The sequence below is a fragment of the Sulfitobacter sp. TMED3 genome (assembly GCF_002167505.1).
Lineage (GTDB): Bacteria > Pseudomonadota > Alphaproteobacteria > Rhodobacterales > Rhodobacteraceae > Sulfitobacter > Sulfitobacter pontiacus.
The window spans coordinates 19,539-45,993 of the sequence record NZ_NHBI01000027.1 but is presented as its reverse complement, the minus strand read 5'-3'; the positions used below and the strand labels follow the sequence as shown (position 1 = coordinate 45,993).

The 26,455-nt window shown below is 61.1% G+C and carries 22 protein-coding genes; 6 read left to right on the top strand and 16 right to left on the bottom strand.

Annotated features, from left to right (window positions below; all coding sequences use genetic code 11):
- Positions 1–217: 217 nt before the first annotated feature.
- The 8 genes from CBB63_RS07985 to CBB63_RS07950 all read right to left on the bottom strand — a co-directional run bounded on the left by CBB63_RS07985 (position 218) and on the right by CBB63_RS07950 (position 7,995).
- The gene (locus CBB63_RS07985) at positions 218–1,015 is read right to left on the bottom strand and encodes an IclR family transcriptional regulator (RefSeq protein ID WP_074636808.1); all 798 of its coding nucleotides are present in this window, start codon (positions 1,013–1,015) and stop codon (positions 218–220) included.
- A 1-nt stretch (position 1,016) separates the two neighbouring features.
- On the bottom strand, positions 1,017–2,048 hold the full coding sequence (locus CBB63_RS07980) for a phosphotransferase family protein (RefSeq protein WP_037966579.1): 1,032 nt from the start codon (positions 2,046–2,048) through the stop codon (positions 1,017–1,019).
- Between the two features lie 12 nt (positions 2,049–2,060).
- Positions 2,061–2,708: a histidine phosphatase family protein gene (locus CBB63_RS07975; RefSeq protein WP_005848839.1), complete on the bottom strand. Its 648-nt coding sequence runs from the start codon at positions 2,706–2,708 to the stop codon at positions 2,061–2,063.
- Between the two features lie 6 nt (positions 2,709–2,714).
- Positions 2,715–3,911, bottom strand: a complete 1,197-nt coding sequence (locus tag CBB63_RS07970; RefSeq protein WP_005848837.1) for an acetyl-CoA C-acyltransferase — start codon at positions 3,909–3,911, stop codon at positions 2,715–2,717.
- 27 nt (positions 3,912–3,938) lie between these two features.
- Positions 3,939–4,865 (bottom strand): SDR family NAD(P)-dependent oxidoreductase, encoded by a 927-nt coding sequence (locus CBB63_RS07965; RefSeq protein ID WP_286698768.1) that lies wholly within the window; start codon positions 4,863–4,865, stop codon positions 3,939–3,941.
- A 9-nt stretch (positions 4,866–4,874) separates the two neighbouring features.
- Positions 4,875–5,696 carry an SDR family oxidoreductase gene (locus tag CBB63_RS07960; RefSeq protein ID WP_286698767.1) on the bottom strand — a complete coding sequence of 274 codons (822 nt, stop codon included), beginning with the start codon at positions 5,694–5,696 and terminating at the stop codon, positions 4,875–4,877.
- 3 nt (positions 5,697–5,699) lie between these two features.
- The gene (locus tag CBB63_RS07955; RefSeq protein ID WP_286698766.1) at positions 5,700–6,815 is read right to left on the bottom strand and encodes an acyl-CoA dehydrogenase family protein; all 1,116 of its coding nucleotides are present in this window, start codon (positions 6,813–6,815) and stop codon (positions 5,700–5,702) included.
- Positions 6,816–6,819: 4 nt separating this feature from the next.
- Positions 6,820–7,995 (bottom strand): acyl-CoA dehydrogenase family protein, encoded by a 1,176-nt coding sequence (locus tag CBB63_RS07950; RefSeq protein WP_286698765.1) that lies wholly within the window; start codon positions 7,993–7,995, stop codon positions 6,820–6,822.
- Between the two features lie 124 nt (positions 7,996–8,119).
- Here CBB63_RS07950 and CBB63_RS07945 point away from each other — a divergent pair, with 124 nt between their 5' ends.
- From CBB63_RS07945 to CBB63_RS07935, 3 genes are all read left to right on the top strand, one after another.
- Complete coding sequence (locus CBB63_RS07945; protein WP_286698764.1) at positions 8,120–9,118, top strand: NADPH:quinone oxidoreductase family protein; 999 nt, start codon at positions 8,120–8,122, stop codon at positions 9,116–9,118.
- Positions 9,119–9,136: 18 nt separating this feature from the next.
- Positions 9,137–10,141 carry an NADP-dependent oxidoreductase gene (locus tag CBB63_RS07940; RefSeq protein WP_286698763.1) on the top strand — a complete coding sequence of 335 codons (1,005 nt, stop codon included), beginning with the start codon at positions 9,137–9,139 and terminating at the stop codon, positions 10,139–10,141.
- Positions 10,142–10,152: 11 nt separating this feature from the next.
- Entirely contained in the window at positions 10,153–10,623 is a 471-nt protein-coding gene (locus CBB63_RS07935; RefSeq protein WP_286698762.1) for a MaoC family dehydratase, read from the top strand.
- 75 nt (positions 10,624–10,698) lie between these two features.
- Here the strand turns inward: CBB63_RS07935 and CBB63_RS07930 are convergent, their stop codons facing one another.
- The 8 genes from CBB63_RS07930 to CBB63_RS07895 form a co-directional block, all read right to left on the bottom strand.
- Positions 10,699–11,304 carry an Isoquinoline 1-oxidoreductase subunit gene (locus tag CBB63_RS07930; RefSeq protein ID WP_286698761.1) on the bottom strand — a complete coding sequence of 202 codons (606 nt, stop codon included), beginning with the start codon at positions 11,302–11,304 and terminating at the stop codon, positions 10,699–10,701.
- A gap of 3 nt (positions 11,305–11,307) precedes the next feature.
- A complete protein-coding gene (locus tag CBB63_RS07925; RefSeq protein WP_286698760.1) occupies positions 11,308–13,485 on the bottom strand; it encodes a xanthine dehydrogenase family protein molybdopterin-binding subunit in 2,178 nt (725 codons plus the stop codon).
- A gap of 3 nt (positions 13,486–13,488) precedes the next feature.
- Positions 13,489–13,947 (bottom strand): (2Fe-2S)-binding protein, encoded by a 459-nt coding sequence (locus CBB63_RS07920; RefSeq protein ID WP_009824309.1) that lies wholly within the window; start codon positions 13,945–13,947, stop codon positions 13,489–13,491.
- Between the two features lie 162 nt (positions 13,948–14,109).
- Positions 14,110–17,223 carry an efflux RND transporter permease subunit gene (locus tag CBB63_RS07915; RefSeq protein WP_286698759.1) on the bottom strand — a complete coding sequence of 1,038 codons (3,114 nt, stop codon included), beginning with the start codon at positions 17,221–17,223 and terminating at the stop codon, positions 14,110–14,112.
- A 21-nt stretch (positions 17,224–17,244) separates the two neighbouring features.
- Positions 17,245–18,411 (bottom strand): efflux RND transporter periplasmic adaptor subunit, encoded by a 1,167-nt coding sequence (locus CBB63_RS07910; RefSeq protein WP_286698758.1) that lies wholly within the window; start codon positions 18,409–18,411, stop codon positions 17,245–17,247.
- Between the two features lie 74 nt (positions 18,412–18,485).
- Positions 18,486–19,739, bottom strand: a complete 1,254-nt coding sequence (locus tag CBB63_RS07905; protein ID WP_502695887.1) for a multidrug effflux MFS transporter — start codon at positions 19,737–19,739, stop codon at positions 18,486–18,488.
- Between the two features lie 11 nt (positions 19,740–19,750).
- The gene (locus CBB63_RS07900) at positions 19,751–20,224 is read right to left on the bottom strand and encodes a MarR family winged helix-turn-helix transcriptional regulator (RefSeq protein WP_286698756.1); all 474 of its coding nucleotides are present in this window, start codon (positions 20,222–20,224) and stop codon (positions 19,751–19,753) included.
- A 113-nt stretch (positions 20,225–20,337) separates the two neighbouring features.
- Positions 20,338–21,354 carry an aldose epimerase family protein gene (locus CBB63_RS07895; protein WP_286698755.1) on the bottom strand — a complete coding sequence of 339 codons (1,017 nt, stop codon included), beginning with the start codon at positions 21,352–21,354 and terminating at the stop codon, positions 20,338–20,340.
- Positions 21,355–21,520: 166 nt separating this feature from the next.
- On the opposite strand from CBB63_RS07895, the gene CBB63_RS07890 reads away from it, so the two are divergent.
- From CBB63_RS07890 to CBB63_RS07875, 3 genes are all read left to right on the top strand, one after another.
- Positions 21,521–22,504 (top strand): response regulator, encoded by a 984-nt coding sequence (locus tag CBB63_RS07890; RefSeq protein WP_009824315.1) that lies wholly within the window; start codon positions 21,521–21,523, stop codon positions 22,502–22,504.
- A gap of 540 nt (positions 22,505–23,044) precedes the next feature.
- Entirely contained in the window at positions 23,045–24,322 is a 1,278-nt protein-coding gene (locus tag CBB63_RS07880; RefSeq protein WP_286698753.1) for a flavin-dependent oxidoreductase, read from the top strand.
- 204 nt (positions 24,323–24,526) lie between these two features.
- Positions 24,527–25,786: an imelysin family protein gene (locus CBB63_RS07875; RefSeq protein WP_286698752.1), complete on the top strand. Its 1,260-nt coding sequence runs from the start codon at positions 24,527–24,529 to the stop codon at positions 25,784–25,786.
- The last annotated feature ends 669 nt before the right edge of the window (positions 25,787–26,455 follow it).

Below are 26,455 nucleotides of genomic sequence, written 5' to 3'. Positions count from 1 at the left end.
GCACAAGATTGTGACGGCTGATCAGTTTTTACGCTGTGCCTGACAGATGTCCGCTGGACACTATTCAAAAAAAATTTGCGGCGGCGGGTGCGATCCTGACAATTGTCATGGCACCGCAGATTTGCCAATTCCAGCCACTGGAACGAAGCTGTTGGCCGCAGTGGCTGAAATCTATACGACCGGCCAAGTTGATTCTCCCGCCCCGCGGGTCCACACCCTAAAACCGGATGCTGATGGCTTGCGCCGCTGCCGACAAAAGCTGTGCATAGGTCGTTTCAAGTTGCCGTTTCTTCACGTGGAAAGCGGGGCCGCCCACATTCAGCCCGTAAACCTGCGATCCGTTGGGCGAAAACACGGGCACCGCGATGCCGTTCACATCGGGACGCCAATCGCCATAGCTTGAACAAAATCCCTTATCTGCAAACTCGGTCATCGCGGCGGCATAGCTGTCGCGCGCGCGGGTTTCGAACTCGGGCCCTTCGGCTGCAGCATAGCGGAACGCGCGGTCGCGGCTTTCGTCGGACATGCCGGTCAGGATGGCGCGACCAATGGCAGAATCAAACAGCGGCAGCCGTGACCCGACGCGAATTTGCAACGCCACATCCTCGCGCGAGCGTTTGGTCGCGATATAGACAACGTCCAGGCGGTGGACCTCTCCGATCGCGATGGTGACATAGGAATTGGGCCCGTCACGCAGCTTGCGCATCTCTTCCTGCGCGCGGTCGCCGATCTCCATACTCGACAGTACGCCAAAGCCAAGCTGCAACACCCCTGCGCCCAGCCGATAGGTGCCGGTGCGGGCGTCGGCGACAAGATAGTCCAGTTCCACCAGCGTATGGGTCAAACGCGACACCGTCGCCTTGGGCAGCCCTGTCCGTTCGGAGAAATCCGTGTTGGTCAGGGCTGTTTCGTTTTCCCGAAAGCAGCGCAACACATCCAGCCCGCGGGCAAGCGCCGTGACGAAGTTTCTGTCCTTCGTCTCTGCCGGATCTGTTGCGAACTCGTTGGAGGCCATCTTACTTGCCTTCCAGCGCTTTTAGCCCGTTTTCCGCAAACACAGGGACATAGGCCCCGACCTTCATCGCCCGCTCGGGGTTGGAGGCATTGCCGTCCAGCGCGCGTTTCAACACGCCCTGAATGATCCCCGCCATGCGGAAGAAGCAAAAGGCGAGGTAGAAGCCAAAGTTGTCGATCCCGTCCAGCCCGCGGCGTTCGCAGTATTTGGCGATGAATTCGGCATCACTCGGCACGCCAAGCGCTGCGCGGTCCACACCGCCAAAACCGCGCCCTTCGGTGCCCGCCGGCATTTGCCACTGCATGATAACGGCCGCAAGGTCAGCGTAAGGGTGCCCGATGGTNGACAGTTCCCAGTCCAGAATGGCCAGACATTTGGTGCCGTCCTTTTCGAACATCATGTTGTCGATGCGGTAGTCCCCATGCACCAGCGTGCGCTGCCCGTCATCCGCGGGGATGCTGGCGGTCAGCTTTTCGATCAGCTGGTTCATCGCGGGCAGGTCTTCGGTTTCGGACGCGCGGTATTGCTTGGTCCAGCGGGCGACCTGACGTTCATAATAGTTACCGGGAGGGCCGTAATCCGACAGACCCACCGCGTCGATGTCCACCTCGTGCAGGGCGGCAAGCACGCGGTTCATCTCGTCAATCACGCCAGCGCGGCCTGTTTTGTCCATGTCGGGCATGCGCGGGTCCATGAAGTTGCGCCCGTCGATATGATCCATGATGTAGAACGCCGACCCGATCACGTCGTCGTCTTCGCACAGCAGGTGCATTTTCGACACCGGCACATCTGTATCCTGCAACGCCTTTTGCACGCGGAACTCACGATCAACCGCGTGGGCGGATTTCAACAGAACCCCCGGCGGTTTGCGACGCAGCACATAGTTACGCGACGGGGTTTTCAGCAGGAACGTCGGGTTGGACTGACCGGCCTGGAACTTGGAGACCTCAAGCGGGCCTTCAAAGCCCTCAAGGTGTTTTTCCAGATAGGCGCTGACCTTCGGAATATCGAGTGTCTGGGTGTCTGTGCTCATGGCTAGCGTTCCTTAACTATAGGTCAGCATGTCAGCGGTCTCGGCTGACATCAGATGCGGGGTCGCGTTGAATTCATGCAGGAAAAACGCGGATTTGGTGAAGACGAATTTGGTGATGGATGTGTTCTTGATCTGCAGGTTCAAGGTCATCATCATTTTATGCGGTGCGCCGAGAGACGCCGCCGTAAGCTGCCCGATCACCCCACCGGAGCTTACGGCAAGCACGCGCTCCGCCCCTTCGGCACAGGCGATCAGACGGGCGGCTTCCACGCGGTCGGTGAAATTGGCCCAAGTCTCGGCGGGGCCTTCGATCTCGTCTGCCTGCCACTGAAAGACGGTTTCGCGCAGGGTACGGAAATGCACCTTGCGGTCGCCCTTGACCAGTTCCGGAACCGCCCCTTTATAGCGCGCGTCCAGCAGGTTCTGAAAATCATATTCATTCAGGCCGGGGTGGGTGTCGCCTGCCTCGAATCCCATCGAGGCAAGCGTTTCTTTCTGGCGGGTCAGGGTGCCGGTGATTGTCCGGTCCGGCACCCAGCCGGTATCGCGGAGCAACTGGCCGACGGCCTCGGATTGCCGGTGCCCGAGGTCCGACAACTTGTCATAGTTGTCAGCCCCGAAAGACGCCTGACCGTGGCGGATGACCAGTAGCTCTCCCATGATGGTTTACAGAACCTCAAAGAGGCCAGCAGCCCCCATGCCGCCGCCAACACACATGGTGCAGACAACGTATTTGGCACCGCGACGCTTGCCTTCGATCAGCGCGTGGCCAACCATGCGCGCGCCGGACATGCCGTAGGGGTGACCGATAGAGATCGCGCCGCCGTCCACGTTCAACAGCTCGTCCGGGATGCCCAGTTTGTCGCGCGATGCGATCACCTGACAGGCAAAGGCTTCGTTCAATTCCCACAGGCCGATGTCTTCGATCTTGAGCCCGTGCGCTTCCAGCAGCTTTGGCACGGCATAGATCGGGCCGATACCCATCTCATCGGGCTCGCAGCCTGCGGCCATCACGCCAACGTAGCGACCCAGTGGCTGAAGACCGCGACGTTCGGCTTCTTTCGCTTCCATGACCACAGCGGCAGAGGCACCATCGGACAGTTGCGAGGCGTTGCCCGCGGTGATGAACTTGCCTTCGGGCAGGTGGATGCCGTCTTTGAACACGGGCTTCAGACCGGCAAGGCTTTCCGCCGTGGTGCCGGGGCGGTTGCCCTCGTCTTTTTCCAAGGTGACTTCGTGCTTGGAAATCTCTTTGGTCTCTTTGTCCTGAACCATCATCGTGGTGGTCATTGCGACGATCTCGTCGTCAAAGCGGCCGGCCTGTTGCGCTTGGTGCGTCAGCTCTTGGCTGCGCGCCGCGTATTCGTCCTGCGCTTCGCGGCTGACGTTATAGCGCTCTGCCACGTTTTCGGCTGTTTCCAGCATGGTCATGTAGATTTCGGGCTTGTTCTGCTTGAGCCATGGGTCGGCGCTGACGCGCATCTCTGGCGTTTGCACGAGGGAGATGCTGTCGACACCGCCGCCGATGACAATGTCCATCCCGTCGGTGATCACTTGTTTGGCCGCGGTGGCGATTGCCATCATGCCGGATGCACACTGACGGTCCAGCGACATGCCTGCAACGGTCACGGGCAGACCTGCGCGGATAGCGGCCTGACGCGCGATGTTGCCGGCCTGATGCCCCTGCTGCAAGGCGGAACCGATGACACAGTCAGAGATTTCCGACCCGTCAAGACCCGCGCGCTTTACGGCGTTCTCGATGGCGTGGGCGGCAAGCGCCTGTGGTGTGGTGGCGTTGAACGCACCGCGATAGGCTTTGCCGATCGGGGTACGGGCGGTGGATACGATTACTGCGTCACGCATGGTGATCTCCCTTTGAAATTTCGTCTGTTAGCCCCAATCCAGATCAAGACCCTGGGCCTTGGCTGCATTGAGCGCGTATTTCTTCGTTTGACTAAAGGCATCGGTCAGCTCTTGCTGGCCGCCTGCGTCGGTGATTTTGTCGAAAGCGGATGCGACACCTTCAGGGGTATTCTCGTCGCCGGTCAAGGTCACGCCTTCCGTTTCGTAAATACGGGTCTGGGCAAAGCCGCCCGCCCCTGCCCCAAGGATCACACGGCTGGGGCCATCCTCGCTGACGAGGTACAGCAGGCCGGGGGTGATCGTTTCGGGGGCCAGCAGGGCCTGGGCCTGTTCAGGCAGCAGATCGGCGGTCATCCGCGTGGCCGCTGTGGGGGCCAGCGTGTTGACGCGGATATTGTCGCGCGCGCCTTCCAGATGCAGCACGTTCATCAGCCCCATCATCGCCGCTTTGGCCGCACCGTAGTTGGATTGACCAAAGTTGCCATACAGCCCCGAGGCCGAGGATGTCAGCACAATGCGCCCGTATTTCTGTTCGCGCATGATCGGCCAACAGGCATGGGTCACATTCGCAGACCCGATCAGATGCACGTCGACGACCTTGCGGAAATCAGACATCTCCATCTTGGAAAACGTCTTGTCCCGCAGGATGCCCGCGTTGTTCACCAGAATGTCGATGCGACCCCAGGCGTCCATGACCTGCGCGACCATATCCTTAACACCGGCTTCATCCGAGACATCACAGCCATGCGCCATCGCCTCGCCGCCCGCGTCGCGGATTTCCTGCGCGACGGCTTCGGCAGCAGCAGAGGATGCCCCTTGCCCGTCGGTTGTCACGCCCAGATCATTGACCATAACGCGTGCGCCGCGCGCCGCGAGGCCAAGCGCATGGCTGCGCCCTAGGCCCGTGCCCGCGCCGGTGACAATNGCGACGCGGTTGTCAAAACGAATATCCATCATCGCCCCTTAGTGCAGTGCTTGTTCAAAGATGTTCGGCCCGCTCATCACATTGATGCCGCCGCTGACGGGGACAATCGCGCCGGTGATATAGGCACCACCCTTGCCGCAAAGGAACAACATGCAGCCCGCGATATCCGTATCGGTTCCGACGCGGCGCAGGGGNACGTCTTCGCCCACCTTGTTGCGCATATCCTCGTCGTGGGTCGCAAAGGCGGTCATCCGCGACACGAAGGGTCCGGGGGCCAATGCGTTCACGGTGATCGCGTCACCTGCCAGTTCCTTGGCGAGGATCTTGCTCAGGTGGATCACCGCGGCNTTCGAGGCNGAGTAGCTNTAGGCNCCATCGCCCATCTCGCGTTCGCCCATCACCGANCCGACGTTCACCACCCGCGCNGGATCGTCGATNGTCGCGTTNGCCTTGAGCAGCGGCAGCAGTTTTTGCGTCAGATCGAACAGACCCGCGACGTTCACGTCCATGACCTTGCCCCAGGCCTTGAACGGGAAATCACCCAAAGGCGCGCCCCAGGTGATGCCCGCGTTGTTCATCAGGATATCAAGNCTCTCGGTGCGGTCCTTCACGGCAGCGACCATTGCNTCGACACCTTCCTCGGTGCCGACATCGCCTGCGAACCCCTCGGCAGAGCCAGAGGCCCCGAGCGCATTCAGTTCTTTCGCCACGGCCTCGCAGGCNTCNCCCTTGCGGCTNGCGATCANCACGCGNGCACCGGCACGCACCAGCGCCTCGGCGGCCATACGGCCAATCCCGGTCGCCCCGCCNGTGACCAGCGCGGTTTTACCCTCTAGCCCGAAAAGTGTTTGAATATCCATGCCTTAGAATCCTCTGTGCTTGGCGACCTGGGCNGCGTGATAGCCGTAGTCCCCNAGCCATTCNGCNCCCACACGGGCGCGCTTCATGTAAAAACCGATGTCNAAGGCGTCNGTCATGCCGATCCCGCCATGCATCTGCACCCCTTCGATCACCGCCAGCTTGGCAGTCGATGTCGCACGGGCCTTGGCGAGNGACACGGCCATNGTCGCATTGTCGGGGTCTTCGTCCAGCTTGCGCCCTGCGTGCAACACGGCAGAGGCGGTGNCTTCCGTCTCGCACCACAGATGGGCGGCGCGGTGTTGCAAGGCNTGGAAGGTGCCGATCAACGTGCCGAACTGCTTGCGTTCTTTCAGGTAGCCCACGGTCATGCCAAAGGCNCCCGCAGCAACGCCCGCCATCTCGGCGGCGAGGGCGGCCTGCCCTGCCTNGATCGCGGGTTTCAGCACGGTCATGGCGTCATCGACCTGACCCAANACATCGTCGCCCGTCGCTTCGACGTTATCAAAATCGATCCGCGCGGAATCNCGTGCGTCGATCATNTTCTGCGCGTTGCGTGTGATGCCTGCGCGGTCNGCGGGAATGTCGAACAGGGTNAGCCCNTTGTCTGTCTTGGCNAGCACCAGCAAACGGTCCGCCAANGNNCCATCGACGACAAAGGTNTTCTTGCCCGTCAGGCGAAAACCNTTGCCTTCCGCCGTGGCGGTCATTGCCGTGGCATCGGGGTTGAACTTCGATGTCTCATCCACCGCCAACGCATAGGTCGCGTCGCCGCTGGCAATCTTGGCAAGCGCGGCCTCGGCGCGCGCATCGCTGACGTGGCGCAGGGCTGTCGCCGCGATCACTGCCGTCGAAAGGAACGGGCTGACGGCCAGCNTCTTGCCCATTTCCTGCGCCAGAATACCCGCAGCNGCATGNCCCATATCAACGCCACCCGCNCTTTCAGGNACCAGCACACCGGCCCATCCCATCGCGGCCATCTCTTTCCACATCTTCGCGTCATGGGTCTGCCCGGCATCGCGCAAGTCGCGGAACGCTTTGACGGGGGCGGATTTGTCAAGGAAACCGCGCGCCGAGTCGGCCAGCATGGTTTCGTCTTCTGTTAATACTAGTTTTACCATGATNTTACCCCGGAAGCCCAAGCACGCGGCGGGAGATAATGCTCAGCATCACCTCGCTCGTGCCGCCTTCGATTGAATTGGCCTTTGTACGCAGCCAGTCCGCGGGACGGTTGCCCAAAGGCCCGTCCCATTCCAGCGCGTCGCTGCCACCCGCGGCCATCAGCAATTCGTGACGCTGCATGTTCAGCTCTGTGCCCATGTATTTCAGCATCGCCGAGGCATCCCCCGCGCCAGTGCCGGCCTCGGCCTGATCCTTGTAGCGTTCCAGCGTGAGGCCAATGGCAAGCGCATCCACCTCGCAGCGCATCGCATCGGCGCGCAACACGGTGTCCATCTCTTGCCCCTCGGCCAGAGATTCATTCAGCACTGCCCCAAGCGCACGACCGCCCGACAGGCCCTGCCCCCCGCCCGAGATCATCTCGCGCTCGTGGGTCAGCAGGTATTTCGCCACGTCCCAGCCGCGGTTCTCTTCGCCGACGATCCGGTCCTTGGGCACCTTCACATTGGTAAAGAACGTCTCGCAGAAGACCGACGCGCCGGAGATCAGCTTGATCGGGCGGGTCTCGACACCTGCGTCTTCCATGTCGATCAGCAGAAAGGAAATACCCTTGTGCTTGGGCGCGTCACGATCCGTACGGATCAGCGCGAAAATCCAGTCGGCTTTATCGGCGTAGGAGGTCCAGATCTTCTGACCGTTTACCAGCCAATGATCGCCCTTGTCCTCGCCTTTGGTCTGGACACTGGCCAGATCCGACCCGGCCCCCGGCTCGGAATAGCCCTGACACCAGCGGATTTCACCGCGGGCGATCGGGGGCAAATAATGCATTTTTTGTTCGTGCGAGCCAAAGTGCAGCAAGGCGGGCCCGAGCATCCAAATGCCAAAGCTTTGCAACGGGTTGCGCGCCTCGATCCGGTCCATCTCTTCTTTAAAGATCTTTTCCTGCGCGCGGTTCATCCCCGCCCCGCCGTATTCGACGGGCCATGTGGGCACGGTATAGCCCTTGGACGCGGCGCGCTCCATCCAGACGCGCTGCGCGTCGGATTCGAACTCAAAATTCTTGCCACCCCAGCATATCGATGCTTCACTCGGCTCACCGCCGCGCATTTCGGCCGGGCAGTTTGCCTCCAGCCAATCGCGCAGCTCCGCGCGGAAACCCTCCAGTTCCTGTTCGGACTGCATCTTTTCTCCCCCCTCGTTTTGCGAACCCCAATTCCGCACTGCAAAATTGCATTTCGAAATTCGATTGACAAGACAGTTTCTGAACGCGCCTATTGCTTTGCAAATCTAGAGGAGGAATGACCCGATGAAAGCCATGCTTAGCACTGCCCCCGGCGGCCCCGAAACGCTGGAACTGACAGAGATGCCACAGCCTGAACCGAAGAAAGGTCAGGTGCGTATTCGCATCCGCGCAGCGGGGCTGAACTTCCCTGACACCTTGATTATCAAGGATCTTTACCAGATGAAGCCGCCCCGCCCCTTCGCGCCCGGTGGCGAGGTTTCAGGCGATGTGGACGCCGTGGGAGAGGGCGTTTCCAACGTTGCTGTGGGCGACCGGGTGCTGGCGATGACCGGCTTTGGCGGCTTTGCGACAGACATCATTGTGGACGCGGAACGGGTGCAGAAGATCCCCGATGCGATGCCATATGACGAAGCGTCATGTCTGGTGCTGACCTATGGCACCTCCCATCACGCGCTGAAAAACCGTGCCGAAATCAAAGCCGGCGAATCCTTGCTGATCATGGGCGCTGCGGGCGGCGTTGGCGTGGCCGCGATCGAACTGGCGAAAGCCGCCGGTGCCCGTGTGATCGCTGCCGTATCGTCGGAAGACAAGGCGCAGTTCTGCCGTGATCTGGGCGCGGACGAGACGATCATCTACAGCCGCGACATGGATGACCGTGCGACGCAGAAAGCCTTCTCGGACGAGATCAAGAAGCTGTCGGGCGGTGAAGGTGTCGATGTTGTTTATGACGCTGTCGGCGGCGCCTATGCCGAACCCGCCGTACGCGCGCTGGCGTGGAAAGGCCGCTATCTGGTCGTGGGCTTCCCTGCCGGTATCCCCAAGATCCCGTTGAACCTGACGCTGCTTAAGGGCTCGCAGATCATGGGTGTTTTCTGGGGCGCGCATACGGCCCGTGAACCCAAGGTACATGCCGAAAACATGGCCGATNTGTTCCGTATGTATGCCGATGGCCAGATCAAGCCGCGCATCTCTGCCCGCTATCCGCTGGAAAAAGCNGCCGACGCTCTCAACCTGATGCAGGACCGTAAGGTGCAGGGCAAAGTGGTGTTGGATGTTCAATAAGCAGATAGGACGTTCAAAATGACCAACACACAGATTGTCATCGCAGANCTGCCCAGCGATTCGNTGACGCCTGCGCATTTCAAACAGACCACCNCNGANATGCCCGTGGCAGCCGACGGTCAGGTGCTGCTCAAGGTGATCCTGATGTCCATCGACGCGGCCAACCGGTCATGGATGAAAGGCGCGACCTACCGCGCGGCGGTNAACGCCGGNGATGCCATGCCGACCTATGCCATCTGCGAGGTCGTCGAGAGCANNAGCGACCGTCTGGCCGTTGGCGATATCGTCGCGTCAGAGGCAACGTGGTCGAACTTTGTCGTCGCCGATGCGCGCAAATGCGAGAAGCTGCCAAAGGTGCCGCAGCTGTCGAACCTGATGTCCGTCTACGGCATCGCGGGCAAAACCGCCTATCACGGGCTGATCTCTGTNGGGCAACCGGTTGCGGGTGAAACCGTGNTGGTGTCGGCNGCCGCNGGGTCGGTCGGCGGCTATGTCGGCCAGATNGCCAAGGCGCTTGGCTGTCGGGTCGTGGGCATCGCGGGCGGAGCGGAGAAATGCAAATGGGTGACGGAGGAGTTGGGCTTTGACGCCTGCATCGACTACCGCGCNCCCGGCATGTCCAAAGCCCTGCGTGCTGCCTGCCCCGACGGGGTGGATGTCTATTTCGACAACGTCGGCGGCACCGTNCTTGAGNCCGCGTTGTTCGCGATGAACGAAAAGGGNCGCATCGTCTGCTGTGGTGCTGTCAGCCAATATGACACCGAAACCCCCACCGGTCCGCGCAACCTGCCCGGTCTNGTCGTGGTCAAACGTCTGCGNATGGAAGGCTTTATCGTGATGGACTGGACCCAGAACGACGCCAAGGCGCTGCGCGCGTTGCANACNTGGGTCGAGGCGGGGCAGATCAAGGTGACCGAGGACATCGTCGACGGATTGGAAANCGCGCCACAGGCNCTGATCGGCCTGCTGGCCGGTGAGAACAAGGGCAAGCGCATGGTGCGTGTTGCCGCGGACCCATCNTGAAGGAGTATCCCATGTCTGCATTGAAAGAGGCACTTGCCCATAGTGAAACGCTGATCGGGACCGAGGTCGGGGTCTCTGACTGGATCACGGTGGATCAAGAGATGATCGACCAATTTGCCAAAACCACCCACGACATGCAGTGGATTCACATCGACCCCGAACGCGCCGCNGCGGAAACGCCNTTTGGCGGAACGATNGCGCATGGGTTCCTNACCCTGTCGCTGGCGAGCCGCTTTGCCTATGATTGCTTTAACATGATGCCCGGACAGGTGATGGGCATNAACTATGGCATGAACAAGCTGCGGTTCCTNACNCCGGTCAAGGCGGGNTCGCGGCTGCGCGGGCGGTTCACGCTGCAAAAGNTCACGGCGCGCAACGCCACCGATATGCTGCGCGAGAANCTGCTAACNATCGAGATCGANGGCGTCGAGACNCCCGCGATGGTCGCCGAATGGTTGGGGCTGGCGGTNTTCAAAGACTAACCTAACCCCCCACACCANCGCAAAGACAACGGGCCGCGCATCGCCGCGCGGCCCGTTGCTGTTATGTAAAAGCATTTACCCCGCGGGGCACGCAGCACCCGTCTCGATCCAGGCCTTGGTCANCTCGCCAAAAATCTCCTGACTGCCGGGTGCGGGCTCGCGNCCCTCGCCCGGATGCCANCCCCAGCCGACCAGACCGTCTTCGGCGTTATGCTCGTGCAGCTCTTCCAGNGTCTTACCGCCATTGCGTTCCTCGTCCTTGATCTGGGCACAGATTTCGGCAGCGGATTTGCCGATCCAGCCCATTTCAATCGGGGCCAGTTGCCAGGGGGTATGCCCTGGAATCGACCCGCCGCCCGCGGCAAAGGTAAAGTTCTGTTCGCCATGACAGGTGTTGCAGCGCATNCCGGGCGCGCCAAAGTCCGCCTCTCCNCGNACCACGGGGGGTTCGTGCANNTGCATNTCCATCCCTTGGCGNGGGGAGTTATCGACGGGGTGGCAATTCAAGCAGCGTGGGTGCCCGATCACCACCATCATTTCCTCGAAAAGCGCGGTGGAGCGTTCTGCCTCCCCCTCGATCGCGTCAAATTCGTCAACCGTGCGCAGACCGTTGACGGTTTCTGCCATGACAGGGCCCGCCATCAGCGCAGTGATGGCCATGATGTTCAGCGTATTTTTCATGACTTACACTCCTACGGATTTGGTAAAGGGCAGTTTGGTAACAGCTTGCCCCGTCAGGGCACGCCACGCGTTTGCAACGGCGGGACCGACAGGCGGCAAGCCGGGTTCGCCGATACCGGTGGGGTCGTTATCGCTTTGTACGATAGCGACCTCTACCTGGGGCATCTCGTTGATGCGCAGCATGCGGTAGGTGTCAAAGTTGCGTTCCATGATGGTGCCGCCTTCGCCAAGGGTGACCTCGTCAAACAGCACCGATCCCAGACCATAGCCCGCCCCGCCTTCGATCTGGGCGCGGATGACATTGGGGTTCACGGCGACGCCACAGTCAACGGCGCACCAGATTTTATGCACCTTGGGAAAGCCGCCCTGATCCGAAACCTCGACGATCTGTGCCACATAGGTGTTAAAGCTTTCGTGCACAGCGACGCCGTAGGCACGATCCCCTTTCACCTTGGTGCCGTCCCAACCCGCCAGCGCGGCCACTTTCTCCAACACGCCACGGTCGCGACCGGCGTCGCCTTTCATCAGGTCCAGACGCCCCTGAACGGGGTCTTTGCTCCCTGCTTCAAGCAGTTGATCCAGAAACACCTCGGTCGCGTAACCCGTATGCGAATGGCCGACCGACCGCCACCAGAGCACGGAAACGGGGCTGTCCTGCCGGACCCAATCCACCTTGAGCGCGGGCAGGTCGTAGGGCATCTTGGTGGCCCCCTCGTAGGACGTGGGGTCCATGCCGTCTTTCATCATGCCTTCCATCGGACCACCGGCCATGATGGATTGGTTCACCACCACGTCATGCCACCCGACGATATTGCCTTCGGCGTCCAGACCACCCTTCATCTTATGCACGGTCAGCGGGCGATAATAGCCGCCGATCATGTCGTCCTCGCGCGTCCAGAGCAGTTTCCAGGACCCGTTCCCGCCCGCGGCTTTCGCGATCTCGGCGACTTCGGCGGCGACATGGGCCGTGGGCTGCGCGCGGCGGCCAAAGCTGCCGCCCGCGAACATCACGTTGATCTGCACATCCGATGGATCGACCCCCAAGGTGGCGGCCAGCGTCGGCTTGTCGAGCGACGGGAATTGCGACCCCATCCAAAGCTCCGCCTTGCCGTCCGTGACCTCGAGCACGGCATCAAGCGGTTCAAGCGCGGCATGGGCAAGATAGGGAAAGTGGAACTCCGCCTCGATCACCTGCGCGGCCCCGTCGATCCCCGCCATAGCATCGCCAACCTCTTCCGCAGCGCGACCGCCTTCGGCAGCGGCACGCGAGAAATCCGCATAGATCTGCGCGCTCGACCGGGTTTCGGCTTTGCTGTCGTCCCATGTCACCTGCAATGCTTCGCGCCCCTTGAGCGCGGCACCGGTGGTCTTGGCATAGACCGCGACCCCTTGCGGGATTTCACGTACCGCGATGACACCCGGCACCTTCAGCGCGTCGGTATCGTCAAAGCTGGCGACAACGGCGCCCATCTTATCGGGGTGCGCCACGACGACCGTTTCCATCCCCTCGCGGTAGACATCCATCGTGTATTCGGCCTGACCGGTTGTCTTGGCATGGGTGTCCAGCTTTGGCACATCGGTGCCGATCAGGGTAAAATCCTTGGCCTCTTTCAGCTTGGGTTCGGTGGGAGCGGTCATGGTTGCGGCTTTTTCAGCGAAGGCGCCAAAGCCTGCTTCGGTCCCGTTGGGGTGGGATATCCGCCCTTTCGAGATCGTGATCTCGGACGCGGGCACGCCCCATTCGGCGGCGGCGGCATCAACCAGCATCGCGCGGGCGGCAGCGCCAGCCTTGCGCATCTGCATATAGCTGTTCGCCATCGCGGTGGACCCGCCTGTGCCCTGCAACCCGAACAGCGTATTGGCGTAAAGTTCATCATTGGCAGGGGCACTTTCGGCACGCATCTGCGACCAGTCGGCATCCAGTTCCTCGGCCACGAGGGTCGCAAGGCCGGTGTTCGGCCCTTGTCCGAATTCGATATGTTTGATCAGCACCGTCACCGTGTCATCGGGGGCGACACGCACAAAGGCGTTCGGCGCGAATGTGGCCGGATCGCCCGCCGGATCAAAGGCGGTCGCGGCACCGGACTGGGCGCGCGATTTTTCGGGTAGAACAACGCCGATCACCAGTCCGGCAGAAGCGGTAGACAGAAAACCGCGGCGAGAGAGATTAAGATTGGTCATGCCTTACCCCTCCAGCTCTTTGGCGGCGTTCTTGATCGCCTCGCGGATACGGACATAGGTGGCGCAGCGGCAGATGTTGCCGGCCATTGCATTGTCGATATCCTCGTCCGTGGGGTTCGGGATCTCGCGCAGCAGGGCCGTGGCACTCATCACCTGACCGGATTGGCACCAGCCGCATTGGGGCACGTCGATCGCCTCCCACGCCGCTTGAACCGCTTTGGCCTCTGGCCCGTCGACACCCTCGATTGTGGTCACATAGGAGCCTTCAACCATAGAAAGCGGGGTGACACAGCTGCGGCGGGTCATGCCGTTCAATTCGACCGTGCAGGCACCGCATTGCGCGATACCGCAGCCGAATTTCGTGCCGGTCAGCCGCAGGTCGTCGCGCAGCACCCACAAGAGGGGCGTATCATCGGGCGCGTCGACGCTCACCTCTTTGCCGTTCAGGGTAAAGTTTATCATGCTGGCTCCTTCTATCGGATGTTGGCTGCTGGCGTGAAATGTTGGGGCTTCCCTCGCAGAGGGAACTAGCCCGCAACAGCAGCGCGTCAATGTGCCACAATACAAAAGACGGAGGCGACGCGCGGTCGCCTCCGTCCTGACTTCATCAAAGCAGGAAGGTGCCTAGCCGGTGGTGTCCTTGACCGGATCCTTGCCGGTGAAACGCGCCACCATCGCAAAGAAATACGGCACAAAAAGAACCCCCAGAACGGTTGCGGCAATTGTACCGGCCAGCACACCGGCCCCAATCGCCGTACGTCCACCGGACCCCGCACCGGTGCTGAGCACCAGCGGCAGAACCCCCAGCGAGAACGCCATAGAGGTCATGATGATAGGGCGGAACCGTTGCCGCGCGGCGTCGACAGCGGCGTCAAAGATGCTTTCGCCCTCTTGCCGTCTGTCGCGGGCAAACTCGACAATCAGGATCGCGTTTTTCCCCGTCAGACCTACCACGGTCAGCAGCCCGACCTGAAAGAAAACCCCGTTTTCGAACCCGCCCAGATAGGCACCGGTCAAGGTTCCCAAAATGCCGATTGGCATGGCGAGCATCACGGCAAAGGGGATCGACCAGCTTTCATAAAGCGCCGCCAGCGCCAAGAAGATCGCCGCCAGGGACAGACCGTACAGCAGGGGGGCCTGGTTGCCGGATTCCTGTTCCTCCAAGGACAACCCGGTCCAGGCGATCTGGAAGCCGGGGGGCAACTGGGTGACCAGACGTTCAAGCTCTGCAATCGCCTCGCCTGTGCTGACCCCTTCGGCGGGGGAACCCTGGATCTGCATCGCGGGGATACCGTTATAGCGGTTCACCCCCTGCGGCCCGTACGCCCAGCTTCCTTCGGCAAAGTTAGAGAAGGGCACCAGCCCCCCGCTGTCATTGCGCACGCGCCATTTCTCAATATCCGAGGGGGTCGCGCGGGCAGCGGCCTCGCCTTGCACATAGACCCGTTTGATCCGCCCCTCATCGACAAAGTCGTTCACATAGCGACCCGCCCAGGCGACGGTCAGCAGGTTGCCCACATCCGTGGCACTGACCCCCATCGCACCGGCGCGGCGCCAGTCGATATCCAGATTGAACTGCGCCGCATCTTCCAACCCGCTGGGGCGGGCAGAGGCGATCAGCGGGCTTTGCGCCGCCATCCCCAACAGCTGATTGCGGGCCTCCAGCAGCTGTTCGTGGCTTTGACCGCCGCGGCCTTGCAGGTAGAAATCAAAGCCCGACACGTTGCCAAGCTGGCTGACCGATGGCGGCACGATGGGGAAGACCATCGCGTCCTGTATCTGGCTGAAGGCACCAAAGGCCCGCCCCGCCACCGCCTGCACGCTTTGCGCCGCCTCTGTGCGTTGCTCCCAGTCTTTCAGTCGTACGAAGACCAGACCAAGGTTCTGCCCTTGGCCCGCAAAGCTGAAACCCACCACGCCGAAGACGGATTCGACGACGTCGCCCTCGTTTTCCAGATAGTAGTTCTCGACCTGTTTGATGACCTCGAGCGTGCGTTCCGCCGTCGCCCCCGTGGGGGCCTGCACCAGCGTGAACAGCGTTCCCTGATCCTCGGCCGGCAGGAAGCCTGCGGGCGTGCGCATGAACAAGAACACCATCGCCGCGATGATCGCCAGATAGACCAGCCCGACCCGCAGCGGACGCCGTACGAGCCAGCCGACCGTGCCGGTATACCCACCAAGTGTCTTGTCAAAACCGCGGTTGAACAGGCCAAANAANCCGCGCCGCTTCTCGTGGCTGCCTTGCTTNAGCAGGGACGCACAAAGCGCGGGCGTCAGGGTCAANGCGACCACCACNGACAGCGTCATCGCCGAGATGATGGTGATCGAGAACTGTTTATAGATCACCCCCGTGGAGCCGGGGAAAAACGCCATCGGCACAAAGACCGCCGACANNACCACCGCGATCCCGATCAGNGCGCCGGTGATCTGGTCCATCGACTTGCGCGTCGCCTCAAGCGGGCCGATGTGTTCCTGCTCCATGATCCGTTCGACATTCTCGACGACCACAATCGCGTCATCGACGAGCAGACCAATCGCCAGCACCATGCCCAGCATCGTCAGCGTGTTGATCGAAAAGCCAAAGGCCGCGAGCACGCCAAAGGTGCCCAGCAAGACGACCGGCACCGCCAGCGTCGGGATCAAGGTGGCACGGATGTTCTGCAAGAACAGATACATNACGATGAAAACCAGCACGATCGCCTCGATCAGGGTCTTGATCACCTCTTCGATAGAGATTTTCACGAAGGGCGTCGTATCGAAGGGCACGACATAGCTCACCCCTTCGGGGAAGAACGCCGACAGTTCCTCGATCCGCTGTTCGACGGCGGCGGCTGTATCCAGCGCGTTGGCACCGGGGGCAAGGCTGACCGCCATGCCGGTCGCCGCATTGCGGTTATACCGCGAGATCGTGGCATAGCTTTCCGACCCGATCTCGACCCGCGCGACATCGTTCAGCAGCACCAGCCCGCCGTCGGTTTCCGCGCGCAGTACGATCTGGCGGAAATCCTCGGGGCTGGTCAGCAGAGATTGCGCGGTGATCGTGGCGTTCAGCGCCTGCCCTTCGACGGCAGGACGGCTGCCAAAGGATCCCGCTGAAATCTGCGCGTTCTCGGCNGAAACCGCTGCCACGATGTCGGACGGGGTCAATTCAAACGCGGCGAGCTTCACCGGATCAAGCCAGATGCGCATCGCGTATTGCGCCCCGAACACTTGTACGCTGCCCACGCCTTCGACGCGGCTGATCTCGTTCACCAGATTGGATTGCATGTAATCGCCAAGNTCGGTGGCGTCATACTTCCCGTTCTCGCCAATCAGCCCGATCACCATCAAGAAGCCGGCAGAGGATTTCTGCACCGTGATCCCCTGCCGCTGCACCGGTTCCGGCAACAAGGCAGAGGCTTGCGACAGTTTGTTCTGCACCTGCACCTGCGCGATATCGACATCTGTGCCGGTCTCGAACGTCAGCGTAATGCTCGCCCCGCCTTCGCTGGTGGACGACGACGAGATATAGCGCAGCCCGTCCAGACCGGTCATCTGCTGTTCGATCACCTGCGTCACCGTATTGGCCACCGTCTGCGCCGAGGCACCGGGATAGGACGCGCGCACAGCCACAGAGGGCGGCGCGATCTGCGGGTATTGCGCCACGGGTAGGTTGAGGATCGACAGGACGCCGATACCCATNATGAAAATCGAAATCACCCATGCGAAGATGGGGCGGTCAATAAAGAAACGGGCCATGCAAAACGCTCCGGCTTTTGGTTATTCGGCGGGTGCCGGTGCGGCGTCCTCGGANNNNGCGTCTGGGGCGGCTTGCTCTTGNGGNGTNACNGNNGCACCGGGNGCGGCCTTTTGCAGCCCCATCACGATCACACGGTCGCCCGCCGATAGCCCCTCGCTCACGATCCAGTCCGATCCGCGGTCCTGCAGCACGGTCAACTGGCGCTGTTCGACGACGTTGTCGCCGTTCACCACCATCGCCAGCGGCTGCCCGCGACGGTCGCGGCTTACGGCTTCTTGCGGGACAAGGAAGGCACCTTTCGCGATCCCCGTGGGCATTTCAACGCGCACATACATGCCCGGCAGCAGCAGACGGTCGGGATTGTCAAAGGCCATCCGCAGCACGACGACACCGGTTTGCTGGTCCACATCCGGTTCGGCGGCGGTCAGCGTACCGGTCTGGTCATAGATACTGCCATCGGCCAGCGTCAGCTTGACCTCNCGCGGGGTATCGCCAAGGCGCTTTTCCGCATTNCCGCGCCGCCAATCCAGCAGCTCGGCAGCTGATTGCGTGACATCGACATAGACCGGATCAATGTTGCGGATCACGGCCAGCGGGCTGGCCTGACTGTTNGTCACCAAGGCACCGGGGCTGGTCAGGGACCGCCCGATCTCGCCCGATAGACGGGCGCGGACCTGCGTGTGATCCAGCTCGATCTGGGCAGAGCGCAGCCCCGCCTGCGCCGCCTGAAGCGAAGCCGCCGCGCTGTCGCGTGCCGCTACCGCCGCNTCCAGCGCCTGATCGCTGGCAACATTGCGCGAGGANAGTTCNTCGAGCCGCTTGGCNTCNCGTTCGGCAGAGCNGGCTTGCGCCTGNGCCTGCGCAACCGATGCCTGCGCCTGNGCGACAGCGGCCTCGTAAACGATGGGNTCNATTTTAAACAGCACATCGCCTTCCGCCACGGGCNCACCCTCGGCAAACAGACGNTCTGTGATGATGCCGGCCACNTGCGGGCGNACCTCTGCCTCGGCAGAAGCGACAACGCGTCCGGGCAAGGTTGTGGCAAGCTGCACNTCCTGCGGCTGCATCGTCATNACGGTGACGGCAGCNGGCGGGCGATCGCCCTGCTGCGCCGTTGCGGGGACAGACACNNCACAAATAGCCGTTGCAAGGGCGGCGCAGCGCAGCCCGGAGATCAAGGAGTACATTCTGACGATCCTGTCTTTTAGTTCAAATCGAAAGCACCACCGCGGGGTGCTGTGGATGGGGCNGACAAATTGCCCTATTTTTCCGGTGCCGACACGGGCGACGGNGCCGTCACCTTGGGCCCGCAGGTGGCACGGGTTTCTGCCGGTGCAGCGGCTGCGGGCCGAGGCTGGATCTTGCGATAAACCAAAAACGACACGCAAGCTACCGCGCCCATCATCGGGATTAGGGTTGCCATAGCCAAAAGCGCATTGCCCATCAAGGCACCAAGCGACCCGACCAACAAACCGGACCCCATCTGGATAAAGCCCAGCATCGACGCCGCCGCCCCCGCAGCCCGCCCAAAGGGGGCAAGTGCCGCGGTGGACATGGCAGGCATCACAAAGGCAATCCCGAAAGAATAGGTCGCGACCGGCACCATCACATGCAGAAAGCTCGGCGGCCAAAGCAGCAGGGTTAACGTCCCCAGACTGCCCAAGGCCACAAACACCAGCCCCGGCCCGACCAGCCGNTCTGCCGAAAACNGGCCCATCAGCTGGCGCACCAACAAGGACGCGGTAAAGAAGCTGCCCGATTGCGCCAACATCGACGCCCCGAATTGCGCAGGCGTCAGCCCGACCTCGTCCATCAGGATAAACGGCAGGAATGTCGCCTGCGCATAGAGCGCGCCAAGGGCACCGCCCATCACCAAAGCGGCGGATAGGAACTGCGGATTGCTGAGCAAAGCCTTGTAGGTCCGGCCAAGCGCCTTGAAATTCAGGCGCGAGGGGTCTGCGGTCACGGTTTCTTTCATGGAAAAAAGCGCGACCCAGATCACGAGGAAACCGATCACTGTCATCAGCAAGAAAATCGACTGCCAGCCAAACACCGGCAGCATCAGCCCCCCGATGGTCGGGGCCAGCGCCGGACCAAGGGCAAGAATAATCCCGATCAGGTTCATGATCCGCGACGACCGGTCATCGGTGAACAGATCCCGCACCAATGCCCGCGAGATCGCGATCCCCGCGGAGGCCCCGATGCCTTGCAGGAAACGCGCGCCCATCAGAACCTCTACCGTGGGCGACAGGGTCGCAGCGACACTGGCCACACAATAAAGCGCCATGAAGGCAATCGTGATCGGCCGCCGTCCAAGCGCATCCGACAGCGGCCCTGCGATCAGCTGCGCACAGGCGAAGCCCCCGAAATAAAGCGTCAGCGTCAGCTTGATCGCGGATTCCGTGGTGTCAAAGACGCGCACCAGCTCTGTCATCGCGGGCGTATACAAGGCCATCGACACAGGTCCGATGGCCACCAGAAGCGCGCCGATCAGACTGACCCGNCGTTCTGACATAATGGGCGTTGTCATTNGGCNNCCTCGGATTTGCACGTCGCNCCNCGGGACGCNGACAGGTTCTGNCGCAGGGNCANNGCCGTNNCGCGGAANGTCTGCCACTGNTCTGGCGTCANNCCTTCCGANATGATCGTCTCTNCCCGTGCACCGGCCTGTGCNATCTGCGACAGGATGTCATTGGCNCGCGGGGTCAGGGACGCGATCTTGGCGCGGCGGTCATTCGGGTCGGCGGTACGGGCAATCAGCTCTGCCGCTTCCAGACGGTCCAGAAACCCCGTGAGGCTCATCGGCGTCATGCCAAGACTTTCAGCCAGCCGATGCTGGCGCGTCGCCCCGCAGCGCGCCATATGCGCCAGCACCCGTGCCTCTGCCGCCGTCACAGGAAGCTCGGCGGCTTCGATCTCGCGCTCGAACACGCCACGGCTGAGCCTGCCGATGTCGCTGATAAGGAAACCAAAGCTGTCGGGGTTGATCTTGGTACGCATGTCTTGTCCGCTTTTAATATGTTTACCTTATTATATAGCGCACTGATACATCTTGAACCAAGTGTCAATTCGACCCTGCCCCAAAAAAACGTGAGGTAACCACGGTAAAGCTGTCAAATGCGGCGCAGCTCGAACCGGGATCGGTAGCGCACGGGCTTTTCCGGCAGCAGCAAACAATCGGGATACTCGGGGTGGTGCGGGGTATCGGGCCAGAACTGCGGCTCGATCGCAAGCCCTGCCTGTGGCCCATAGGTGCCCCCGTCCACGCCCAGATCCGCACCTGTATCAATATGCGCGCCGTTATAGAGCTGCACCCCAGGTTGATCTGTCAACACATCCAACTGTAGCCGTTGAGTGCATAACCGGCACGCAAGCACCATCTGGTCCCCGCCTTGGGAAAGGCAAAAGTTGTGATCCAGCACCGGTCCGATTGCGCGCGCATGGCGATAGTCGAAATCGCCGCCCGCTACCGCGACGGGCGCGCCCAACGGGAGTTGAGCGTCATCCACAGGAAGGTAGCTGGTCGCGGGCACCATCAGGCGGTGATCCGACAGATCCGCCGATCCCGACAGGTTCCAATAGCCATGAAAGGCGGTATTGAAATAGGTCGGCTGATCCGCCGCGCCCGTCATCTCGATCTCTAGATGTCCTGCAGTATCAATCGTGTATGTAACAGAGGCGTCAATATTCCCGGGAATCCCGCCCAACCCGTCGGGGTGGTGCAGCTCAAGCCGGCAGCGCGTGGGGGTGACATTGGTAAAGCGCCAGTTCCGGCCGGAATACCCCGCAACGCCACTGTGCAATGTGGTCCGTCCTGCTTCGTTTTTATCAAGCTGATGCCGGACGCCCGCAATTTCCATCTCTGCCCCCGCGATGCGATTGGCGACCGGACCGACCACCGCGCCAAAGTACTGCATGCTGCCAAGATAGGCAGCCACGTCGCGCCCGCCCAGTAGCAGCGAATGCGATTCCCCCATGACGCGAAGCTCTTGAATCGTTGCCCCCCACGACAAAACGGAAATCGACGTACCGCCATTGCTGATCTGATGCCGGACGATCTTTTCACCCTCTGGCGTTGTGCCGAAAATCGTTGAATCGGCTTTATTTTTCTTGCTCTGCGCCGGCGTCATCGAATGGTCCCTTTCGTCTATTCAACTGCTCAAACGAACATCTAATTAGCCTAAATGCCTAAGTATTTAACCGAGATCGCCCCAATTATGACAAGTTTCGCCATCAGATAGAAAGCAACAGAAACAGCCATACCGAGCTGTTACGGACAAGTAGTAAGGCAAACAAATGAAAATTCTTGCGGTAGATGACGACCCAATCATCCTAGAGCTTTTGTCGCATTTCATTGAAGGCATGACAGACCATACACTGGTCACTGCCGAATGCGCTGCCGATGCACTTGAGGCGATCAAGGACAACGCCCGCGCCCCGTTCGACAGCTTCCTTCTGGATATCCAGATGCCGGTCACCGACGGTATCCAGCTGGCCAGCCAGATCCGCGCGATGAAGCAATATATGGACGCGCCGATCCTGATGCTGACCGCGATGTCCGAAAAATCCTATATCGATGCCGCCTTCTCTGCCGGTGCGACCGACTATGTGACCAAGCCGTTCGAAATGACCGAGCTTAAGGCGCGGCTGGCGCTGGTTGAACGCGCGGTTGAAGGCTTGGCAACCCGCACGAGCAAAGTGTTCGCGGCCAAGGCGGTTACCCATCACGACGGTCGGCCCGAACGCGCCGTGCAATTGCACGAGCCGATGGCGATCCATGATGTGAACAACCTGATCGAGTTCATGGCGCTTGAGAACTATGTACAGCAATTGTCGCGCAGCGACCTGTTCGGGTCGATCTGCTTTGCCTTCAACATCCGCGATGTCGAAATCTTCCACGAAAACATGTCGAACTTTGAATTCTGCAGCATGCTCAGCGATGTCGGAGAGATCATTTCGGATACGCTGGAAGGCTGCCAGTTCCTCATGTCTTACGCAGGCGGCGGCACGTTTGTATGCATCACAGAAAGCGGCTGGCGCCCTGATCCCAAGCTTTTGGCGAATAATATCAACATTTCGCTGGCAAAAACCGAATTGTTCGATAACCGTGGTCAACACATCAACCCACGTATTTGCGCCGGCAAGGCGGTGCGGTTGATGTGGAAGACAAATTCCTCGGTCATGGATGCGCTGTCAGAGGCGCATGCCTCTGCCGAAGAAGCGACAGCCAACTACCAGAAGGTCCAGAACGACTTCTGGAATGTGGGGAGAACAGCGTGATGCACAAGAAGCTGGAGTTACCGGGGATCGAGCGTATTCGCGCGCGGTTCCTCGATATGCTAGAGCAGCGCCAGCGTGCGCTGGCCGAGCACGCGCTNGCCGCCTGGGAAGGCAGCACGCTGCAAGAGATCAACGATAACCTCGCNGAAGCNCGTACCATTCTGCACCAGATCGCGGGCACGGCCGGTTCTTTGGGGTTCGACGATCTGGGNACCGTGGCGCGCGACAACGAGCTTGCNATTGACGCNCATCTGGATGGCCCCAAGGGCAAGATCGCCAACTGCCCGACCGAGATTATCTTTGGTCTGGANGACTTCCTGAAATCCTCCGAAGCGTTGATTGCCGAACAATCCGCGTTGGAATCCGCCTAAACGGTCTTTTGCGCTTCCGGCCCCCACGGGCCATTTGCCGTTGCAGCGCCTCGCGCTCCGGCGATCCGGGATGTGCCCCGCTTTCCCAGACATCCCATTGATTTCCGCACCATGATGTAGGACGTTCGTCGCACAACGAAATGCCCCTAGTCGAAAGCGGAACTGCACNATGACCCAACCCCATATCCTGATCGCAGGCGGCGGTATCGGCGGCCTAGCACTGGCGCTTTCGCTGCACCAGCTTGGCCTGCGCTGCACCGTTTATGAGCAGGTGCGCAGCTTGAAACCGCTGGGTGTGGGGATCAACATCCAGCCCAATGCCGTGCGCGAGCTGTTTGATCTGGGGTTGACCCAAGCGCAGCTTGACGAAATCGGCGTGCCCGCAAAGGAATGGGCGCTGGTCGGGCAGAAGGGGCAAGAGATTTACGCAGAGCCGCGCGGCACCGACGCAGGCTATCGCTGGCCGCAATATGCCGCGCATCGGGGCCAGCTGCATATGCTGCTGTATCAAACGCTGGTGGATCGNGCTGGTGCCGAGGCCGTGCAGCTTGGNGCCAAGATCACCGGATACACCCACGGGCCAGCGGGTGGCGTNACCGCGCATNTCGCCCNTGCCGACGGGTCACAGACACNTGCCGAGGGCACCCTGCTGATCGGTGCCGACGGGATACATTCCGCCGTGCGTGCGCAGATGCATCCCGATCAGCCGCCGATCCACTGGGGTGGTGCTNTGATGTGGCGCGGCACCTCGCGGGCAAAACCGGTGCGCACGGGGTCTTCGTTTGTCGGGCTTGGCGACCATCGCCAGCGCATGGTGATCTATCCGATTTCAGCCCCCGATGCCGACGGCTATGCCACCATCAACTGGATCGCCGAAGTCACGCTGGACGAGACCGAGGANCGCAAAAGCGGTTGGTACCGTCCGGCGGAGCTGTCGGACTTTGCNCATCACTTTGACGGNTGGACTTACGATTGGCTGGATGTCCCCGCCCTGCTGCGCGGCGCGACAGAGATTTACGAGAACCCGATGATCGACCGTGACCCGATCCCCACGTGGGTCGACGGCCCTGTNGCCCTGATCGGCGACGCGGCCCATGCCATGNATCCCACAGGATCGAACGGCGCGAGCCAGGCGATTATGGACGCCCGCCATCTGTGCGCGCGCTTCCTGCAAGACGGGGTCACCCCNGCGGCGCTGCGCAGTTTTGACGACNCNTATTGCGGACCGATATCAGAGCTGATCCTGCGCAATCGCGGGGCCGGTCCTTTCGGGTTGCTGAACATGGTNAACGACCGCTGTGGCGGTGCCTTCGACCAGATCGANGACGTGATCCCTCCTCAGGAACGGGCCGAGTATATGGCGCAGTACAAGACCGCAGCAGGATTTGCCGTTGATCGGTTGAATGCCTCTGACCCCACTTTGCCGCAAGGCGCACGCCTTACATAGTAAGTCCCTAGGATCACCGCGTATTTTTTGGGCGATGCCAAAAACGTGAGCGGCAAAAAAGTTTTCTTACTAAAATTGTCGGGTTGACCTTCCCCGCGATACTGTTCAGGTATTGCGCATGATTTCCATGCCTCCGGCNCGGCCCGTCGATCCGCAATTGTCGACAGCATCCGCAGGCGCGATCCGTCNAAAGGAACCGAACGTATGACCCGCAGCTTGATGACCTCTGTGCTTGCATTGACCTTGGCCTCCCCCGCTTTGGCGGTAGAGAAGTCCGAGGNNATCGACACATACGCCGACATCGCCGAAGCCGCCTATGGCGACAGCCTGATCACAGCCCAAGCGCTGGTCGACGCNGTGGATGCCCTGATCGCAGAGCCCTCCGCCGACACGATGCAAGCCGCCCGCACCGCGTGGCTGGCAGCGCGCGTCCCCTACCAGCAGACCGAAGCCTACCGTTTCGGCAACCCCATCGTTGACGACTGGGAAGGCAAGCTGAACGCTTGGCCGCTGGACGANGGTCTGATCGACTATGTTGATGCCNCCTATGGCGGGGCCACCGATGAAAACGCCGCCGCCGCGTTGAACGTTATCGCGAACCCGACCTTCACACTGTCGGGCACCGAAGTTGACGCCAGCACAATCACCCCCGACTTCCTTGCCGAAACCCTGCACGAAGCCGACGGGAATGAAGCCAATGTGGCGTCGGGCTACCACGCGGTTGAATTCCTGCTCTGGGGGCAGGATCTGAACGGCACGAAACACGGGGCCGGTGNGCGCGACTGGACAGACTACGCCACGGGCGACGACTGCNCCAATGACAATTGTGACCGCCGCGGTCAGTACCTCAAGGCTGCTGCCGATCTGATCGTGACCGATCTGGAGTATATGGTTGCACAATGGGCCGAAGGCGGTGCCGCGCGCACCAACCTGACCGACAACGAAGACGGCGCGATTTCGGCGATGCTAACCGGCATGGGGTCGCTGTCTTACGGNGAGCTCGCGGGCGAACGCATGCGCCTTGGTCTGATGCTGAACGACCCNGAAGAAGAGCANGACTGCTTCTCGGACAACACNCACAACAGCCACTATTACGACGGTCTGGGCATCCAGAACGTGTACCTCGGCGCNTATGCGCGTACCGACGGCACGCTGGTCACCGGCCCATCCCTGTCCGATCTGGTCGCTGCCGAAAACGCTGATCTGGATGCGGAAATGCAGNTGAACCTGTCGACCACCATGCGNAAGCTTGGCCAGATCAAGACCGCTGCCGAAGCGGGCATGTCCTATGACCAGATGATGGCGCGCGGCAACAAGGGCGGCGAAGCCTTGGTCATGGGGGGGGTGAACGCCCTGATCGCACAGACCAAGACCATCGAACGCGTCGTCGCCACNCTNGGCGTGGATGACGTNGCGATTGAAGGCTCCGACAGCCTCGATAGCCCCGGCGCCGTGTTCGAGTAATACCCCGTTTTCACGCGTTCCTCCTCCCACTGAAAGTAAACAAGAATGAANAAACTAGCTCTCGCCGGTTGNGCNTTGGCGCTGACCGGTGCCACTCCCCTTNTGGCTCAAGAACAGGCATTTGTCTGGGGCGGNGAGTTTGAGATCGGCGTCGACAGCACCGTCACATCCGATGATCCTGCTGACTAGTTGACCGATAACTACGCCAGCCTGTCGCTCGCCTTCGAAGCTGGTGTCGCGACCAGCATCACGCTGTTTGGTGAAGTGAGCCTGGAAAGCGTCACAGACCCGGCCGAAACCCGTCATTTCGACGATCTGGGTCTTTATGTGGACGAACTTGGCCTGCGCTTTGATCTNGCCGCAGGCGANCTGAGCGTCGGTAAAGTAAGCCCGACCTTCGCTGTTGCATTGGACGCAGCCCCCGGTTTCTACGGCACATCGCTGGCCGAAGACTATGAGTTGCCCGAAGTGATCGGTGCGACATTCGACATGCCTGTCGCCGCCTCCGGCGGGGTTCTGTCCTTTGCGCTGTTCTATGTGGATGACACGGCGTTCAGCGACTCGCTGGGGACAAAGCGCGGCCGCAACACCACCGCGGANGGCGGCGCGGGNAACACCGGCAAGCTGAACAACGTGGCGCTACAGTACACGCAAGAAGTTGGCGACACG